This window comes from Shewanella sp. GD03713, from assembly GCF_029843705.1.
Lineage (GTDB): Bacteria > Pseudomonadota > Gammaproteobacteria > Enterobacterales > Shewanellaceae > Shewanella.
This window is the reverse complement of the sequence record NZ_JAOCIW010000001.1, coordinates 1,165,019-1,182,138: the sequence shown is the minus strand read 5'-3', so window position 1 is coordinate 1,182,138 and position 17,120 is coordinate 1,165,019. Positions and strand designations below refer to the sequence as shown.

The following is a 17,120-nucleotide window of genomic DNA, read 5'->3' as shown; positions in this document are numbered from 1 at the left end:
GTTACTCCGATTTTGTTTCTCCTTGGGGTGCAGGCGCCTTTTCTTGGCAATTCGGCTTGTTGCGGGCTAATGGCGGGTCCTCCAATCGAGGCATACAACAACGGCGATTCTCTGGCGTCAGCCCCATCTTGTCACACCAACGAATATAGGCACGCCACGCCCGAGTTATCCAATGAATCATGAGTCATCCCACAAATTGTAGATACAAAAAAGGCGGTGAATCACCGCCTTTTACCCTAGGTTACTTACCTGTTAGTGTTCGCGCGTTTTAGCGAACTCGATATCAGGGTATCTTTCCATCGAAAGATTTAAGTTAACCATAGTTGGCGCAATATAAGTTAAGTTATCGCCACCATCGAGCGCCAAGTTTTGGCTGCACTTACGGCGGAACTCTTCTAGCTTACGCTCATCTTTACAATAAACCCAGCGGGCCGTTGAAACGCTAATACCTTCGTAAATCGCTTCAACGTTGTACTCGCTCTTTAAGCGGCCGACAACCACTTCAAACTGCAGCACACCCACAGCACCAACGATTAAATCGTTCGAATCTAATGGACGGAACACCTGCACGGCACCTTCTTCAGACAACTGAACGAGACCCTTAAGCAATTGTTTTTGCTTGAGTGGATCACGCAGACGAATACGGCGGAACATTTCAGGTGCGAAGTTAGGTACACCGGTAAAGCGGAACTTTTCACCTTGGGTGAAAGTATCACCGATACGAATGGTCCCGTGGTTATGTAAACCAATAATATCACCAGGATACGCCACTTCAGCACGTTCACGGTCACCCGCCATAAAGGTCAAGGCATCGCTGACGTTAACATCTTTGCCGATGCGCACATGGTGCATCTTCATGCCTTGCTCATAGCGACCAGAGCAAACACGCATAAAGGCAACGCGGTCACGGTGTTTAGGATCCATGTTAGCTTGGATTTTAAACACAAAACCGGTGAATTTTTCTTCGTCAGGCATGATCATCCGCGCATCGCTTTCACGAGGCAACGGCTTTGGTGCCCACTCCACAATACCATCGAGGATATGGTCAACACCGAAGTTACCCAAAGCGGTACCGAAGAAGACTGGCGTAAGTTCACCCTTTAAGAAGGCTTGATGATCAAATTCATTCGATGCACCGCGAACCAGTTCCATTTCATCACGTAAATCAGCAGCATAACTACCAATCGCTTTATCCAGCTCAGGGTTATCGATGCCTTCAATCACGCGACGCTCTTGAATCGTGTGTCCCATACCGCTCTGGTACAGTACCACTTCATCACGCAGAATATGGTAAACACCTTTAAACTCTTTACCGCTGCCAATAGGCCAAGTGATAGGCGCACAAGCGATATTGAGAACATCCTCAACCTCGTCCATCAGTTCGATGGGATCGCGAATATCACGGTCGAGTTTGTTCATAAAGGTGACGATAGGCGTATCGCGCAGACGCGTTACTTCCATCAATTTGATGGTACGATCCTCTACGCCTTTTGCCGAGTCGATAACCATCAAGCAAGAGTCAACCGCCGTCAAGGTGCGGTAAGTATCTTCCGAGAAGTCTTCGTGGCCGGGAGTGTCGAGTAGGTTAACGAGCGCGCCACCATAGGGGAACTGCATGACAGACGTAGTAATCGAAATACCACGGTCTTTTTCCATTTCCATCCAGTCAGACTTAGCATGCTGACCCGATTTTTTGCCCTTAACGGTACCCGCTTTCTGCAGCGCGTTTCCGAATAACAGCACTTTTTCGGTAATGGTGGTTTTACCCGCGTCGGGGTGCGATATAATCGCGAAGGTGCGACGTTTATCGACCTCTACTTTATTGTCTGACATTTAACCTATGCACTCGTATCGCTAAAAAAGGCGCAAATTATAGCGCCTCAGTGCGTACTTGGCTAGGTAAAGCCCAAGATGTGTCTCGGGCGATATGGCTTATTTTGTGCCTTCGAGCAAACCTTTAACTTTGGCTAGTTCAATTCGCGCATATCTGTGCTCAACAAAGTCATAGATATTGGTCGCGAGGGCAAGGCGGAAATAATTCGCCGCCTCTTGGTATTGATTCTTGGCGATTTCGATTTTGGCGAGGTAGAAATACGCTTCACAGAGACGCTCAGCATATTCTTTGGGATGGGTCAGGCCTAATTTGGCGTCGGCAAAAACCTGCTCGCGGCTCTTAACGCCTAGGTAATAATCAACAATCACGGTTGACCAGGCATCGGCTTCCAGTCCCTTTCGGTGCTCCTGTAACTGACGTTTAGCTTCTTCAGCGTTATCCTTTGACTGGATGAGATATAACCACAGGGCGCGGTAACCATCTTTATTGTCGCCGGCATAAAACGCCTGCATATCTTTTAAAGCGAGATCGTTCCGATCGCCATAATAAAGCGCAATGCCGCGATTCAAGTAGGCATAATCATAGTTTGGCGACAGCTCTAATACCCCATCAAACGCCTCATAAGCGCTATCGTATTCACCCTCTTGGGTGTAATAAATACCAAGGAAATTATAGGCATCGGCTAAGTCGGGTTGCAGTTTAAGCGCCTGCATAAAATCGATACGCGCCATTAAGCGTAAACCAACGCTGTCGTAAATCACGCCACGGTCGTAATGAAAACGTGCGCGCTGCTCGTTGGTTAGCTCAACCGCCGATAATATTTCATTCAGCTTGGCAAGGGTGACTTCAACTTTATAGTCTGGCATCACGGGGGCGATGACTAACTTGCCTTCAACGTCATTTTGGTTGTCTAAGGGAGACTTAGTGGTCGCACATCCAGCCAACATCAAGCTGGCACCCGCCAGCACAGCAACAACAGCGGTTCTAATTTTAAGACTCATCCATTTCTACCTTTTTAGATTCCCAACCCACGCAGAAGAATGTTCATGATAGCAATCCCACTTCAGGACTGCTATTGAGGAATAGCATTAAACGCAATTTTATTAAACCTAAACAAACAAAAAGGAGATCAATTGATCTCCTTTTAGTCACGTCATGTCGAAACTGACGCCGATAATGTCAGTAAAGACGATTATTCAGCAGCGGCTTCTTTAGTCTGTGCTTCTTTGATTGACAGTCTTACACGGCCTTGACGATCCACTTCCATTACCTTAACGGTAACTTCTTGGTTCAGTTCAAGGTGGTCAGAGACGTTAGCAACACGCTCATCGCTGATTTGCGAAATGTGCACTAAACCATCTTTGCCTGGCAGAATGTTAACGAAGGCACCGAAGTCTACGATACGGATAACTTTACCGTTGTAGATACGACCCACTTCAACTTCAGAAGTGATTTCTTCGATACGACGGATGGCTTCACGGGTTGCATCGCCATTTGACGAAGCAATCTTCACAGTACCGTCATCTTCCAGTTCGATAGTGGTGCCGGTTTCTTCGGTCAGCGCACGAATAACCGCGCCGCCTTTACCGATAACATCACGGATCTTCTCTGGGTTGATCTTGATAGTTGTGATACGTGGAGCGTGGTCAGAGATATCATCACGGTGTGAACCAATCGCTTGGTCCATCACGTTCAGGATATGTACACGTGCGCCGTAGGCTTGTTGCAGTGCAATTTCCATGATTTCTTTGGTGATACCTTCGATCTTGATGTCCATCTGCAGTGCAGTCACACCGTCACGAGTACCGGCTACTTTGAAGTCCATGTCACCTAAGTGGTCTTCATCACCTAAGATGTCAGACAGAACAACGAAGTTGTCGCCTTCTTTTACTAGACCCATAGCGATACCCGCTACAGAAGTCTTGATTGGTACACCCGCATCCATCAGCGCAAGAGACGTACCACACACTGATGCCATAGAGCTTGAACCGTTAGATTCAGTGATTTCAGAAACCACGCGAACGCTGTATGGGAATTCTTCAGCCGTTGGCATTACTGCGTTGATACCACGCCATGCTAACTTGCCGTGACCGATTTCGCGACGCTTAGGTGAACCCACCATACCTGTCTCACCCACAGAGTAAGGAGGGAAGTTGTAGTGCAGCATAAAGCGGTTAGTACGCTCGCCCATGATGCTATCAATCTTCTGTGCGTCACGCTCAGTACCTAGAGTACAAGTTACCAGTGCTTGAGTTTCGCCACGGGTAAACAGTGCACTACCGTGAGTACGTGGTAATACGCCTGCTAATACGCTGAGAGCACGAACCATGTCTGGCTCACGACCGTCGATACGAGGCTCACCACGGATGATGCGACCACGAACCACTTTCTTCTCTAAGCTACCGAGCAAACCGTCAACTTCACGTAAATCGACGTCTGGGTTTGCAGCCAACAGTGCTTCTTTAGCAGCGGCTTTAACCACAGCAACTTGAGCATAACGATCTTGTTTAACTTGAATTTGATACGCTTGCGCTAAACCGTCTTCAGCTAATTCTTTAACTTGAGCAACTAAGGCTTCATTGGCAACTGGTGCAGTCCAATTCCAAGCTGGTTTACCCGCTTCAGCTTTGAATTCAGCAATCGCTTTGATAACCACTTGTTGTTGGTCATGGCCATAAACCACTGAGCCTAACATCACTTCTTCTGGTAATGCTTGAGCTTCTGACTCAACCATCAATACCGCGCTCTCAGTACCGGCAACAACTAGGTTCAGTTGGCTGCTTTCTAACTGAGTCACTGTTGGGTTCAGTACGTATTCGCCATTGATGTAACCCACGCGCGCTGCACCTAATGGGCCGCTGAATGGGATACCCGAAATAGCAAGCGCAGCCGAAGTACCGATCATTGAAATAATATCCGGCTCGATTTGTGGATCGACAGATACAACAGTAATGATCACTTGAACTTCGTTTGTGAAGCCATTAGGGAAAAGAGGACGAATTGGACGGTCGATCAGGCGAGCGATTAATGTCTCATCTTCTGAAGGACGGCCTTCACGCTTAAAGAAACCACCAGGAATTTTACCTGCTGCGTAGGTCTTTTCTTGATAGTTAACAGTCAGAGGAAAGAAGTCACGGCCTGCTTCAGCTTCTTTTTTACCAACAACAGTGACTAACACTGTCGTGTCACCCATGCTAGCTAAAACGGCAGCGTCTGCTTGACGTGCAATAACACCTGTTTCCAGGGTGACTGTATGTTGACCATACTCAAAACTCTTTACAATTGGATTCACGTGACCCATTCCTTAATTAATGACCTTGAATTACGCGCGTAAGTATACTGCAATTATCCACAATAGATAAAGAGCAGATAATGATGACAAAGGTCTATCTTTTCACTAAAGTGGGTAAACGAACAAAGAGTTATGCTGTAACTTAATGTCGCAAGATCCCCATAGCGAAAACAATAATAAAGGATGTGTTGAATGACGGGTCGCTTTAAATCCCTAACTTGGAAACAAACAAATCTCGTCGTTTTTACAGCGCTTTTTTTCGCTATCGCCATCTTCATTGTTGAAATCGCCCTCGTCGTCGTCTCCACCAAGCAGCAACTCACTACCACTCAACAAGAATTACTCGATTCTGTAGAACAACCCGCCGCCAACGCCGTCTGGGCTTTAGATGATAATTTGGCAAGGCAAACCCTAGAGGGGGCGATTAAAGTAGAGCATGTGGGCTCTGCGGTGATTGAACTCGATGATGGCTCGATGTTTGTTTCGGTGAGCAATAATAAAAAAAACAACTCACAAACCTTTATCAGCCTTAGCAATAAACTCTTTGATGACTTAAAAGAAATCTCACGGCCCTTGTATCGGCCCTTTTACTTTGAAGGCACACAAAAACAGCAACTTATCGGCACGTTAACCATTTTTTACGACACGCAGGAACTGACCAACACCCTCTTTAGCCAGTTACGCTTCAGCTTTTTTGCCACCTTAGCCCGCGCGCTATTACTCACCTTAGTGCTGTCCGTCGTATTCCACCGCTTCTTAACACAGCCAATAGCCAGGATCAGCGAAGCTATTGATAAGATTTCCCCCGATTCGCCCGATGAAAACCTGCTGCCCATGTCCAACGCCCATAAGGATGATGAATTAGGCCTAGTGACATCGAAGTTTAACCAGATCCTTATTCAATTCAGTCAGACCCAATCTAAACTGCGTAAAATGGCCACCCGAGACCCATTAACAGGCCTTCCCAATCGTACCCTACTACTCGAAACCATTGCCGTGACTATCCAGCGCTCACGGGTTCATAAAAGCAGTTTTGCGTTGATGTTTATCGACTTAGACCGTTTCAAAAATATCAATGACTCCCTCGGACACGCCCTTGGCGATCAATTCCTCGCCCGCATCGCCCGTATTTTAGAACGCGTGGTGGGCGATAAAGGGTCAGTATCACGCCTAGGCGGCGATGAATTCGTGATTCTAGCCGACTCAGTCCACTCCCCCGATCAAGCCGCCGACTTTGTCGATAAACTGTTAGTGCAGCTGAATGTGCCGATTCAGCTGAATGAACATGCGATTCACCCAGCGGCATCGATTGGGATTTCCATCTATCCAGAAGATGGCAACAGCGCCGAAGATCTTATCCGCCATGCCGATATCGCCATGTACAGCGCCAAGGCCGCAGGATCGAATCAATGGGCCTTCTTCAAACAGCAGATGACCGAGCGTGCGGCGGTGCGACTCCGTACCGAAGCATCGCTACATGATGCCTTGAAAAACAATGAATTTTTGCTCTACTTTCAGCCAAAATTGGATTTACAAAGCGGTAAGATAACCGCTTGTGAAGCCCTGATCCGTTGGCAAAAAGATGGCCGCTTAATCAGCCCCATCTCCTTTATTCCGGTGGCGGAAGAAACCGGCATTATTATTCCGATTGGACGTTGGGTTATAGAACAGAGCTGCCGCGTACTGCGCGACTGGCAGAAGAAATATAACTATGCGATACCGATTGCCATTAATGTCGCGTCACAACAGTTTGCCGATGCCAGCTTAGTGTCGGACATTAAGCAAATGGCGCTGCGTTACCAAATTCAACCGGAATTGCTCGAAATTGAAATCACCGAAACATCGTTGATGAATGACATTGAGCTTGCGATCAACAAGTTAGAACAGCTCAAGTCGGCCGGATTTGGTATTGCCGTCGATGACTTTGGAACAGGCTACTCTTCCCTGTCTTATCTGCGCCATTTGCCGATCACGACCATGAAAATCGACCGCTGCTTCGTGTCCGACTTACCAGGGGACAGCGCGATTGCCTCGACCATTTTGATGTTAGGTAAACAATTGAATCTTACGATTGTGGCCGAAGGGATTGAAAACGAGCAGCAACTCGATTGGCTCAAGCGTAATCAATGTCAAATTGGCCAAGGTTTCTACTTTAGCCAGCCGTTGCCCCAGGCAGAGTTTGAGGCGCTGTATATCGCAAACCAAACCGCAACCATTAGCAATATTGATGGATTTCGTGGCGCCTAACGCACCGAAGAGAGAGTGTAAAAGAGTAAATTTGAGGCAATAAAAAAGGAGGCTTAGCCTCCTTTTTTATGTCAGTAAACGCGTGATTAACGACGTAAACCTAACTTTTGGATCAGCTCATTGTAACGCGCTGCTTCAGTACGCTTCAGGTAAGCTAATAACTTACGACGAGCGCTAACCATGCGTAACAGACCACGACGTGAGTGGTGATCGTGGATGTGCTCTTTGAAGTGATCTTGCAAATGGTTGATTTGAGCAGTTAACAGCGCAACTTGAACTTCAGTTGAACCAGTGTCGTTTGCGCCACGGCCAAATTCAGCCAGGATCTTTGCTTTCGCTTCAGTACTTAGTGACATGTGTCTCTCCAAATATAAAATGTGAATCTCTAGCCGATCACTAACTCAGCCAGAGGGCGCGCTATTCTACCCATAATCCTTGGCGCGCGCAATAAATGCGATGGATTAATAACCCAAGATAATCAATTAAGATGCTTTAGCTTGGTCGTGGAGCACGACTAAACGCTTAGGTGCCAGTAAGCCATCTTCGTTCATCTCGCCAATTCCGACGAAACGACGCTCAGTGCCCAACGTAATGCGCACCAATGTATCTGCAACGAGTCCAGAGACTCGTACCGCCTGACCTTGCATTAAGTAAGCTGCGCTTGCATCAGGCACATTAACCTCGGGAAAGTCAGCAACCGCCGTATCCATAGGTAGCAGCAACGAGTCCAGCAAACTGCTTGGGTCAAGCTGCTCTTCCTGCGCCTTAGCGACTAGGGCTTCGAGTTGCTCCAAGGTGACCATTTTGTCGTAGGGATAATGCGCGACTTGAGTACGACGCAGCATAATAACATGGGCGCCACAACCGAGCATCTCACCTAAATCATCGATGATAGTGCGAATATAAGTGCCCTTTGAACAATGAATGTCTAAGGTCAGCTCATCGCCTTCTAGACCGATGAAGTTCAGTTCAAAGACAGTGATTGGACGTGCCTCACGCGGCACTTCAATCCCCTCGCGGGCATACTTATACAAAGGCTGGCCTTGGTATTTCAGCGCCGAATACATGGAGGGTACTTGCTGGGTATCGCCACGAAAATGCTCTAAGGCGGACATTAACTGCGCCTCAGTGAATTCGAGCGGGCGAGTCTGCACCACTTCACCGTCGGAGTCGCTAGTATCTGTGCGTTGCCCCAGTTTTGCGGTAACCAGATAACGCTTATCCGAATCCAACAGATGCTGTGAAAACTTAGTCGCTTCGCCTAAACACACAGGTAGCATACCCGTTGCTAAGGGATCGAGTGCGCCCGTGTGCCCCGCTTTGTTGGCATTAAAAAAGCGCTTTACCCGTTGTAATGCAAAGTTGGAACTCATGCCAGTGGCTTTGTCCAACAACACAATACCGTCGATAAAGCGCCCCTTCGAACGTCTCGCCATTACGCTTTACCTTCGGTGTCATCAGCTTCGTCGATGTCATTCTCAGTCACATCGTCGGCGCTACCAAACTGTTGCTGCTTGGCTTTATCGCTGTTGATCACTTGGCTGACGAGGTTAGACATACGCATACCTTCAACCAATGAACTGTCATACACGAAACGGATTTCAGGCATGACTCTCAGCTTCATGCGGCCCGCAACTAAAGTACGGATATAAGGCGCCGCTGTAATCAAGGCATTGAGCTTTTCTTGCACCAGCTCTTTGTCTTCTTCGAAGAAAGTCACAAACACTTTGGCGTAACTTAAATCGCGGGACACATCGACATCATTAACGGTTACAAAACCAATACGGGGATCTTTCATGTCGCGTTGTAACACAACAGCCAGCTCTTGCTGCAACTGCTGGGCTATGCGACGTGTACGACTGAATTCTTTTGCCATAATAGAGTTACCATAGCTAATGTATTAAATTGAAAGGGCGGCTAATGCCGCCCTCTTTATCGTTACAGTGTACGTGCCACTTCGACGGTTTCGAATACTTCGATTTGGTCACCCACGCGGACATCGTTGTAGTTCTTAACACCGATACCACATTCCATGCCGTTGCGAACTTCGTTAACGTCGTCTTTAAAGCGACGTAGCGATTCGAGTTCACCTTCGAAGATCACCACGTTATCACGCAGTACGCGGATTGGTGCGCTGCGCTTGATGGTACCTTCAGTCACCATACAACCGGCGATTGCGCCCAGTTTGGGTGACTTGAACACGTCACGTACTTCAGCCAGACCGATAATCTGTTGCTTGAACTCTGGTGACAACATACCCGTCATCGCCGCTTTCACTTCATCAATCAGATTATAGATAACGCTGTAGTAACGCAGGTCAACACTTTCGCTTTCGATAGTCTTACGCGCCTGTGCATCGGCACGGACGTTAAAGCCAACCATGATAGCGTTAGAAGCCGCAGCTAAAGTCGCGTCGGTTTCGGTCAGAGCACCCACACCGCGAGCGATGATGTTCACTTTCACTTCGTCGGTAGACAGACCCATTAAGGAGTCGGTAATCGCTTCGAGTGAACCTTGAACGTCTGCCTTCAGAACGATGTTCAGTTCCTTCACTTCGCCTTCGGTCATGTTCGCGAACATGTTTTCCAGCTTAGACTTCTGCTGACGTGCTAATTTCACGTCACGGAACTTGCCTTGACGGTACAGGGCTACTTCACGGGCTTTACGCTCGTCGCGAACCACAGTTGCTTCATCACCGGCAGATGGCACACCTGACAGACCTAAGATCTCAACAGGGATTGATGGGCCCGCTTCAGTGATTGAACGACCGTTTTCGTCTTTCATCGCACGGATTTTGCCGTACTCTAAACCACACAGAACGATGTCGCCTTGGCGCAGTGTACCTTCTTGAACCAGAATCGTTGCCACAGGGCCGCGACCTTTGTCCAGTTGTGATTCGATAACCACACCTGCCGCCATACCGTCACGAACCGCTTTAAGCTCTAATACTTCAGCTTGCAGCAGAATGCCTTCGAGTAGGTCGTCAACGCCAGCACCTGTCTTAGCAGATACGAAGGCGAACATGTTGTCACCGCCCCAATCTTCAGACATAACGCCGTGTTGCGCTAATTCACTCTTCACGCGGTCGATATCGGCTTCTGGTTTGTCCATCTTGTTGACGGCAACAATCAATGGCACGTTACCGGCTTTAGCGTGTTGAATCGCTTCGATGGTTTGTGGCATTACGCCGTCATCGGCAGCAACAACCAGTACAACGATGTCAGTCGCTTTAGCACCACGGGCACGCATTGCGGTAAACGCGGCGTGACCTGGGGTGTCTAAGAAAGTGATCATGCCGTTTTCGGTCTCAACATGGTATGCACCGATATGCTGAGTAATACCACCGGCCTCACCCGCAGCCACTTTCGCGCGGCGAATATAGTCGAGCAGAGACGTTTTACCGTGGTCAACGTGACCCATGATGGTCACAACTGGCGCACGAGGTTCAAGCTTAACGCCGCCCTCTTCATCACGCTCAGACAGTACTTGTTGCTCTAATTCGTTTTCACGGATCAGTACCACTTTGTGGCCCATTTCTTCGGCTACTAATTGGGCAGTTTCTTGATCTAACACTTGGTTGATCGTCACCATTGAGCCCATCTTCATCATTTGCTTGATGATTTCAGTCGCTTTAACAGCCATTAAGTGCGCAAGTTCTGCCACTGTAACGGTTTCACCGATACGTACATCACGGGTAACAGCAGCTACTGGCTTGTTAAAGCCGTGTGCCATTGATTCTGGCGCAGTGCTGCGGTTACGCATGTGTTTTTCGCGACCATCGCGAGCATCTTTACCACCACGTTTAGTCTTGGCGGTGTTTTTGTTACGAGCACGACGACCACGTTTTTCTTCATCCATATCCGATGAGTCTTCAGCGGCACGGGCCACTTTAGAGGTAGTGATATGGTGATCGCTGTAACGCTCAGCCTCTTTACGTTGACGCTCTTCTTCGTCCCAACGCTTAGAGTTTTCTTCCGCTAACAGACGTGCTTTTTCAGCCGCTTTAGCCGCTTCTTCGTCTTGCTTACGCTTAGTCGCTTCCGCTTGAGCCGCTTTTAAACGCTCAGCTTCAACACGTGCCGCTTCCGCTTCTGGTGAAGTATCTTTTGTGGTTTTCGCATCAGTCGCCGCTTTGGCTTTAGCTTTTGCTTCAGCATCCGCTTTCGCCTTGGCTTCTGCTTTTGCTTCGGCGTCTGCTTTAGCCTTAGCTTCGGCTTCCGCTTTGGCCTTGGCTTCTGCTTCAGCTTTTGCCTGAGCTTCAGCTTCTGCCTTCGCTTTGGCTTCTTCTTCAGCTTTCAGAACCGCTTCGCTCACGTCACGCTTAACGAAAGTACGGGTCTTACGTACTTCTACTTTAACGTCTTTAGATTGACCACCATTACCGGCCACACTCAGGGTCGATACGGTTTTACGTTGCAGTGTCATTTTGGTCGGTGCGCTTTCGCCGCCATGCTGCTTCTTCAGATAATCCAGTAACTGTTGCTTCTCAGCTTCAGACACGTTATCAGTTTGGCCTTTCTTAATTCCGGCCTGAGAGAATTGCTCAATCAGACGTTCAACACTTTTACCCACTTCCGTGGCCAATTTCTCTACGGTAGTATCTGCCATCAGTTAAATCCCCCTGTTGATCGACTTATGCTTCTTCGCCAAACCAACAGATGTTGCGGGCTGCCATGATCAGCGCACCTGCTTTTTCTTCTGTCAATTCTTCAATTTCGATCAAATCATCAATGCCTTGTTCAGCCAAGTCTTCTAGAGTCACGATACCTTTGCTTGCTAAAACATAGGCTAAGTGTCTTTCAACACCTTCAAGTGCTAATAACTCTTCACTTGGCTCCACACCATCTAGTGCTTCTTCAGTGGCGAGAGCTCGAGTAGAGATCGCCGCTTTTGCACGCTCACGTAATGCTTCAACGATATCTTCATCGAAGCCATCAATTGCTAATAATTCAGATACAGGCACGTAAGCCACTTCTTCGAGAGAAGTAAAACCTTCGTCAGCCAGTACTTGAGCAAAATCTTCATCTACATCCAGTGCGTTCATGAATAAGCTCTTCACCTTAGCGCTCTCGGCTTGGTGCTTCTTGTTCATGTCTTCCACTGTCATTACGTTCAGTTCCCAACCAGTCAGCTGAGTCGCTAAACGCACGTTTTGACCGTTACGGCCAATCGCTTGTGCCAGACTTTCCGCTTCAACGGCGATATCCATTGAGTGGTTGTCTTCATCAACGATGATAGAAGCCACATCGGCAGGCGCCATTGCGTTGATCACATATTGTGCTGGATTATCATCCCACAACACGATATCCACACGCTCGCCACCGAGTTCATTCGATACAGCTTGTACACGTGCGCCACGCATACCGACGCAAGCACCGATTGGGTCGATACGACGGTCGTTTGACTTCACGGCGATCTTAGCGCGTGCACCTGGGTCACGCGCAGCGCCCATGACTTCGATAAGCTCATCGGCAATTTCAGGTACTTCAACACGGAACAGCTCAATCAGCATGTCTGGCTTAGTGCGAGTTAAGAATAACTGCGCGCCGCGGGCTTCTGGGCGTACTGAATACAGCAGTGCACGGACACGGTCACCAGGACGGAATGATTCACGTGAAATTAAATCTTCACGGAACAATACGCCGTCAGCGTTGTTACCTAAGTCAACAACCACGCTTTCACGGGTCGCTTTTTTCACTACACCAGTGATCAGCTCGCCTTCTTTATCTTGGAACTGTTCAACGACTTGCGCACGCTCAGCTTCACGTACTTTTTGTACGATCACTTGCTTAGCGGTTTGCGTCGTAATACGGTCAAAGGCGACAGATTCGATCTGATCTTCGATGTAATCGCCAGGTTGGATTTCTGGGTTTTCGTAACGCGCAGCTTCCAAGGTGATTTCGCGGTATGGGTTTTCTAACGCAACACCGTTATCGTCGATCACCATCCAGCGGCGGAACGTTTCATAGGCGCCGGTTTTACGGTCGATAGAAACACGAACGTCGATATCGCCTTCGTATTTTTTCTTGGTTGCAGTTGCCAGCGCAGTTTCTAGCGCTTCAAAAATTTTCTCGCGTGGAACGGCCTTTTCATTTGAAACCGCCTCAGCGACTAGCAGAATCTCTTTATTCATTTCGTCTTGCCTCGTTCACCTTGAAACCATCAAAACTTAGCGATGATGTTGCCTTTACGGATATTATCCAAGGCGACAACCAGCTCTTTACCATTCACATTGAGTGACAGCATTTGACCGTCAACCTGTGTAATGGCGCCTTTTAAATTACGACTGCCCGCGACAGGCATTGTCAGTTGAAGCTTGACATCCTCACCGACGTAGGCCGCATATTGTTCAGCAGTGAACAGCGGTCTATCTACACCTGGTGAAGAAACCTCTAAGGTATATTCGGTCGAAATAGGGTCTTCAACATCGAGTACAGCGCTGACTTGGCGACTTACGTTGGCACAATCTTCGATATTGATACCATTCTCACCATCAATGAACACGCGCAGGATTGAATGTTTACCCGCTTGTACATATTCAATGCCCCAAAGTTGGAAGCCTAATGCCTCCACAGGCACTTTGAGCATGTCTGCCAGTCTGGATTCTAATGTTGCCAAAATTGACCCCCGGAAAAAACAAAAAAGGGCTTAATAGCCCTAGTAAAACGTCGCATCGGATACGACAAATTTAAAAGTCCCAGATAACAAAAAACCCCGTAATGACGAGGTTATTAGCTTCAAGAACCTGTAAACCATAACGAATTCAAACACTATTCGTTACTAGGAGCTGGTTGCGGGGGCCGGATTTGAACCGACGACCTTCGGGTTATGAGCCCGACGAGCTACCAAGCTGCTCCACCCCGCGTCAACTGTGTGCAAGTATATTGACTATCGTCTTTGCTTGCAATAACTAAGTCAGCGCTTACTTCGTCTCACTTAGCTATATTATGGTGCCGAGAGCGGGACTTGAACCCGCACGTCCGTTAGGACACAGCCACCTCAAGGCTGCGCGTCTACCAATTTCACCACCTCGGCGACACCTTTTACTAGTCAGGAATTTTCGTTTCTGACTTTTCGGTTGCTTGATCAACTGGTTGAGTAACCTGTTCATCAGCACCTAAATTTTTCCATGCATCTTCATTTTTTGCGTGGTTTGCACTTAAGTTGCCAATCAGCAGACTTAACGTGAAAAACGCAATGGCCAGAATCGCCGTTGTACGTGTCAGGAAGTTACCTGAACCGCTTGAACCGAATAAGGTACCTGATGCACCGGCGCCAAATGAGGCCCCCATGTCAGCTCCTTTGCCTTGCTGGATTAAGATCAGGCCAATTAAACCTAATGCAACCAACAAGTAAACAACTACTAAAACTTCATACATATTATGCGCTCATCGCTATGGTACACAGACTTAAAAACTCGGTAGAGTTTAAACTGGCACCGCCAATCAGTCCACCATCAACATCAGGTTGGGCAAATAAATCTGCCGCATTACTCGGTGTCACACTGCCACCGTACAAAATCCTGATATTTTCTCCGATAAACGGAGACACTTCAGAGAGACGCTTGCGTATAAACGCATGTACTTCTTGTGCCTGCTCTGGTGTCGCGCTCTTACCAGTCCCTACGGCCCATAACGGCTCGTAAGCGATAATGGCGTTATCAAAAGCCATAGTGCCATTTTTCTGGATCACTATATCCAACTCTTCCGCAATCACCTCGAAGGTACGTCTTGCTTCACGTGCTGGACCCGACTCACCCACGCATAGAATGGGGGTTAAACCGTGCTTTTGTGCTGCAGCGAATTTCTCCGCTACGATATTACTCGTCTCTCCGTACATACGGCGACGTTCTGAATGCCCGATAATGACATATCGACATCCGCAATCTTTAAGCATCTGGCCCGAAACTTCTCCGGTATAAGCGCCAAAGTCATGTTGACTTAAATTTTGAGCGCCCATCCTAACAAGTGAACCGTCTAACGCTTCCTTGTTTGCTTCTAGCAGTTGCCTTACGCTTTCTAGATAGATAGAAGGCGGGCATAAAACCACTTCAGCTGAATCATTTTGGAGCTTTGAGGCAAATTTCTTGAACAACTCTTGGGCTAATGCCGCGCTGCCGTTCATCTTCCAATTGCCAGCTACCATAGGACGTCTGAGTGCCATCACTATCTCCTCTGAAAGCGGCGTGAATAATAGCGAACCACTTATTAAGTTACAATAGCTAAATTCGAAATTTTTCAGATATTAGGTTGGAATGCTTACTTTTTACACGCCAAACCCTATTCTTGCTCATTAATGCAGCTAACACCTTCATTTTTAATCGGTATCAGCTGCACTCGACTAAAGATTGGTCTGATTAGCTCGCCGATTTTACCGCATCTGCGATCAAATTGGCGTGCGCTAACACAGTATTGTGATCATCACCTTCAACCATTACGCGAATTAACGGTTCAGTACCTGATTTACGTAGTAATACGCGACCTCGGGCACCCAGTTGTGATTCAACCTGAGCTTGGGCGGCTTTAACTTTATCTGAGCTTAATGGGTCGTGTTCCCCCTCAAAACGCACATTCACTAACACCTGTGGCAGCATCTCCATCGGGGCCGTGAGTTGCTCTAATGTGGCATTTTGTCGACGCATTGCCGCCAATACCAAGATACCTGCCACGATACCATCTCCCGTCGTGCCATGGTCAAGGTTAAGGATATGCCCCGAGTTTTCACCGCCAATGCGCCAATCGAGTTCTTTCAATAACTCCATCACATAACGGTCACCCACTTTAGAGCGAGCAAAGGGAATATCTAAGGCTTGTAAGGCTAAATCGAGGCCTAGGTTAGACATTAGCGTGCCGACAACGCCACCACGCAGCACGCCACGGGCTTTAGCATCGCAGGCCAGAATATAGAGAATTTGGTCACCATCGATAACTTCACCACGGCTGTTGACCATCATAATACGGTCACCGTCACCATCGAGTGCAATCCCTAAATCGGCGCCCTCGGTCAATACGGTTTCGCAAATTTTCGCCATGGACGTGGCGCCCACTTTGTCATTGATGTTGACGCCATTGGGCTTATCACCAATCGCAATCACCTCTGCGCCTAACTCACGGAATACCGCAGGTGCAATGTGATAGGTCGCTCCGTGAGCACAGTCCACGACAATTTTTAACCCTGTTAGGGTTTGATCCGCAGGGAAGTTACCCTTGCAATATTCGATATAACGGCCACGCGCATCTTCGATACGTGACACTTTGCCCAATAAATGCGACTCGACACACTCTAAGGGCTTTTCCAATTCGGCTTCAATTTCAAGCTCTAAGTTATCGTCCAGCTTGCTGCCATCATTGGAGAAAAATTTAATGCCGTTATCGTAGTATGGATTGTGGGATGCACTGATCACCACCCCCGCTTCGGCGCGGAAAGTGCGAGTAAGATATGCCACAGCGGGTGTTGGCATGGGCCCCATTAACATTACATTGAGGCCCGCTGCTGAAAGACCCGCCTCTAAGGCAGATTCAAACATATAACCCGAAATACGAGTATCTTTACCAATAATCACTTTTTTCGTGCCGCTGCGGGATAACACACGTCCAGCTGCCCAACCCAACTTTAATGCCAGCTCGGGAGTCATCTGGCCTGAACCTACCTTGCCACGAATACCATCGGTTCCAAAAAATTTACGTTCGCTCATATCGCCCCACAAACTTCAATGTGTCCCTTCGGTTGGGATCATAATATTAATGA

Annotated in this window: 14 protein-coding genes and 2 tRNA genes; 1 reads left to right on the top strand and 15 read right to left on the bottom strand. The window is 48.0% G+C overall.

Translation table 11 applies throughout. From position 1 onward, the window contains the following. Position 1 precedes the first annotated feature (1 nt). The 4 genes from N5E87_RS23520 to pnp all read right to left on the bottom strand — a co-directional run bounded on the left by N5E87_RS23520 (position 2) and on the right by pnp (position 5,126). Positions 2–181 carry a hypothetical protein gene (locus N5E87_RS23520; RefSeq protein ID WP_041412565.1) on the bottom strand — a complete coding sequence of 60 codons (180 nt, stop codon included), beginning with the start codon at positions 179–181 and terminating at the stop codon, positions 2–4. A 71-nt stretch (positions 182–252) separates the two neighbouring features. Then, positions 253–1,833 (bottom strand): peptide chain release factor 3, encoded by a 1,581-nt coding sequence (gene prfC / locus N5E87_RS05260; RefSeq protein ID WP_011716148.1) that lies wholly within the window; start codon positions 1,831–1,833, stop codon positions 253–255. Between the two features lie 99 nt (positions 1,834–1,932). Continuing rightward, complete coding sequence (nlpI, locus tag N5E87_RS05255) at positions 1,933–2,835, bottom strand: lipoprotein NlpI (protein WP_086903699.1); 903 nt, start codon at positions 2,833–2,835, stop codon at positions 1,933–1,935. 191 nt (positions 2,836–3,026) lie between these two features. Next, positions 3,027–5,126 (bottom strand): polyribonucleotide nucleotidyltransferase, encoded by a 2,100-nt coding sequence (gene pnp, locus N5E87_RS05250; protein ID WP_011716147.1) that lies wholly within the window; start codon positions 5,124–5,126, stop codon positions 3,027–3,029. A gap of 192 nt (positions 5,127–5,318) precedes the next feature. On the opposite strand from pnp, the gene N5E87_RS05245 reads away from it, so the two are divergent. Continuing rightward, positions 5,319–7,373: an EAL domain-containing protein gene (locus N5E87_RS05245; RefSeq protein ID WP_086903701.1), complete on the top strand. Its 2,055-nt coding sequence runs from the start codon at positions 5,319–5,321 to the stop codon at positions 7,371–7,373. 86 nt (positions 7,374–7,459) lie between these two features. On the opposite strand, the gene rpsO is transcribed toward N5E87_RS05245, so the two are convergent. The 11 genes from rpsO to glmM all read right to left on the bottom strand — a co-directional run bounded on the left by rpsO (position 7,460) and on the right by glmM (position 17,067). Further along, a complete protein-coding gene (gene rpsO / locus N5E87_RS05240; RefSeq protein ID WP_011621820.1) occupies positions 7,460–7,729 on the bottom strand; it encodes a 30S ribosomal protein S15 in 270 nt (89 codons plus the stop codon). Positions 7,730–7,855: 126 nt separating this feature from the next. Beyond that, positions 7,856–8,809, bottom strand: coding sequence for a tRNA pseudouridine(55) synthase TruB (truB, locus tag N5E87_RS05235; RefSeq protein ID WP_086903702.1), 954 nt, complete (start codon positions 8,807–8,809; stop codon positions 7,856–7,858). Next, positions 8,809–9,249: a 30S ribosome-binding factor RbfA gene (rbfA, locus tag N5E87_RS05230; RefSeq protein ID WP_086903703.1), complete on the bottom strand. Its 441-nt coding sequence runs from the start codon at positions 9,247–9,249 to the stop codon at positions 8,809–8,811. Before rbfA ends, truB begins: the two co-directional genes overlap by 1 nt. Positions 9,250–9,311: 62 nt before the next feature. Further along, positions 9,312–11,981 (bottom strand): translation initiation factor IF-2, encoded by a 2,670-nt coding sequence (gene infB, locus N5E87_RS05225; RefSeq protein WP_086903704.1) that lies wholly within the window; start codon positions 11,979–11,981, stop codon positions 9,312–9,314. A 25-nt stretch (positions 11,982–12,006) separates the two neighbouring features. Beyond that, the gene (gene nusA / locus N5E87_RS05220) at positions 12,007–13,506 is read right to left on the bottom strand and encodes a transcription termination factor NusA (RefSeq protein WP_086903705.1); all 1,500 of its coding nucleotides are present in this window, start codon (positions 13,504–13,506) and stop codon (positions 12,007–12,009) included. Positions 13,507–13,535: 29 nt separating this feature from the next. Beyond that, the gene (gene rimP, locus N5E87_RS05215) at positions 13,536–13,991 is read right to left on the bottom strand and encodes a ribosome maturation factor RimP (RefSeq protein ID WP_011716141.1); all 456 of its coding nucleotides are present in this window, start codon (positions 13,989–13,991) and stop codon (positions 13,536–13,538) included. Positions 13,992–14,161: 170 nt separating this feature from the next. Continuing rightward, positions 14,162–14,238 (bottom strand) — tRNA-Met (locus tag N5E87_RS05210). Positions 14,239–14,321: 83 nt separating this feature from the next. Continuing rightward, a tRNA-Leu gene (locus N5E87_RS05205) sits at positions 14,322–14,408 on the bottom strand. 11 nt (positions 14,409–14,419) lie between these two features. Beyond that, a complete protein-coding gene (gene secG / locus N5E87_RS05200; RefSeq protein ID WP_011716140.1) occupies positions 14,420–14,752 on the bottom strand; it encodes a preprotein translocase subunit SecG in 333 nt (110 codons plus the stop codon). A 1-nt stretch (position 14,753) separates the two neighbouring features. Then, the gene (gene tpiA, locus N5E87_RS05195) at positions 14,754–15,536 is read right to left on the bottom strand and encodes a triose-phosphate isomerase (RefSeq protein ID WP_011071430.1); all 783 of its coding nucleotides are present in this window, start codon (positions 15,534–15,536) and stop codon (positions 14,754–14,756) included. 193 nt (positions 15,537–15,729) lie between these two features. Continuing rightward, positions 15,730–17,067 carry a phosphoglucosamine mutase gene (gene glmM, locus N5E87_RS05190; protein WP_086903707.1) on the bottom strand — a complete coding sequence of 446 codons (1,338 nt, stop codon included), beginning with the start codon at positions 17,065–17,067 and terminating at the stop codon, positions 15,730–15,732. Positions 17,068–17,120 lie beyond the last annotated feature (53 nt).

Coding starts and splice junctions, on each gene's coding strand:
- nlpI (WP_086903699.1), bottom strand. CDS start 2,835: ATGAGTCTTAAAATTAGAACCGCTGTTGTTGCTGTGCTGGCGGGTGCC.
- truB (WP_086903702.1), bottom strand. CDS start 8,809: ATGGCGAGACGTTCGAAGGGGCGCTTTATCGACGGTATTGTGTTGTTG.
- secG (WP_011716140.1), bottom strand. CDS start 14,752: ATGTATGAAGTTTTAGTAGTTGTTTACTTGTTGGTTGCATTAGGTTTA.
- N5E87_RS23520 (WP_041412565.1), bottom strand. CDS start 181: ATGATTCATTGGATAACTCGGGCGTGGCGTGCCTATATTCGTTGGTGT.
- nusA (WP_086903705.1), bottom strand. CDS start 13,506: ATGAATAAAGAGATTCTGCTAGTCGCTGAGGCGGTTTCAAATGAAAAG.
- rbfA (WP_086903703.1), bottom strand. CDS start 9,249: ATGGCAAAAGAATTCAGTCGTACACGTCGCATAGCCCAGCAGTTGCAG.
- N5E87_RS05245 (WP_086903701.1), top strand. CDS start 5,319: ATGACGGGTCGCTTTAAATCCCTAACTTGGAAACAAACAAATCTCGTC.
- tpiA (WP_011071430.1), bottom strand. CDS start 15,536: ATGGCACTCAGACGTCCTATGGTAGCTGGCAATTGGAAGATGAACGGC.
- rpsO (WP_011621820.1), bottom strand. CDS start 7,729: ATGTCACTAAGTACTGAAGCGAAAGCAAAGATCCTGGCTGAATTTGGC.
- prfC (WP_011716148.1), bottom strand. CDS start 1,833: ATGTCAGACAATAAAGTAGAGGTCGATAAACGTCGCACCTTCGCGATT.
- glmM (WP_086903707.1), bottom strand. CDS start 17,067: ATGAGCGAACGTAAATTTTTTGGAACCGATGGTATTCGTGGCAAGGTA.
- infB (WP_086903704.1), bottom strand. CDS start 11,981: ATGGCAGATACTACCGTAGAGAAATTGGCCACGGAAGTGGGTAAAAGT.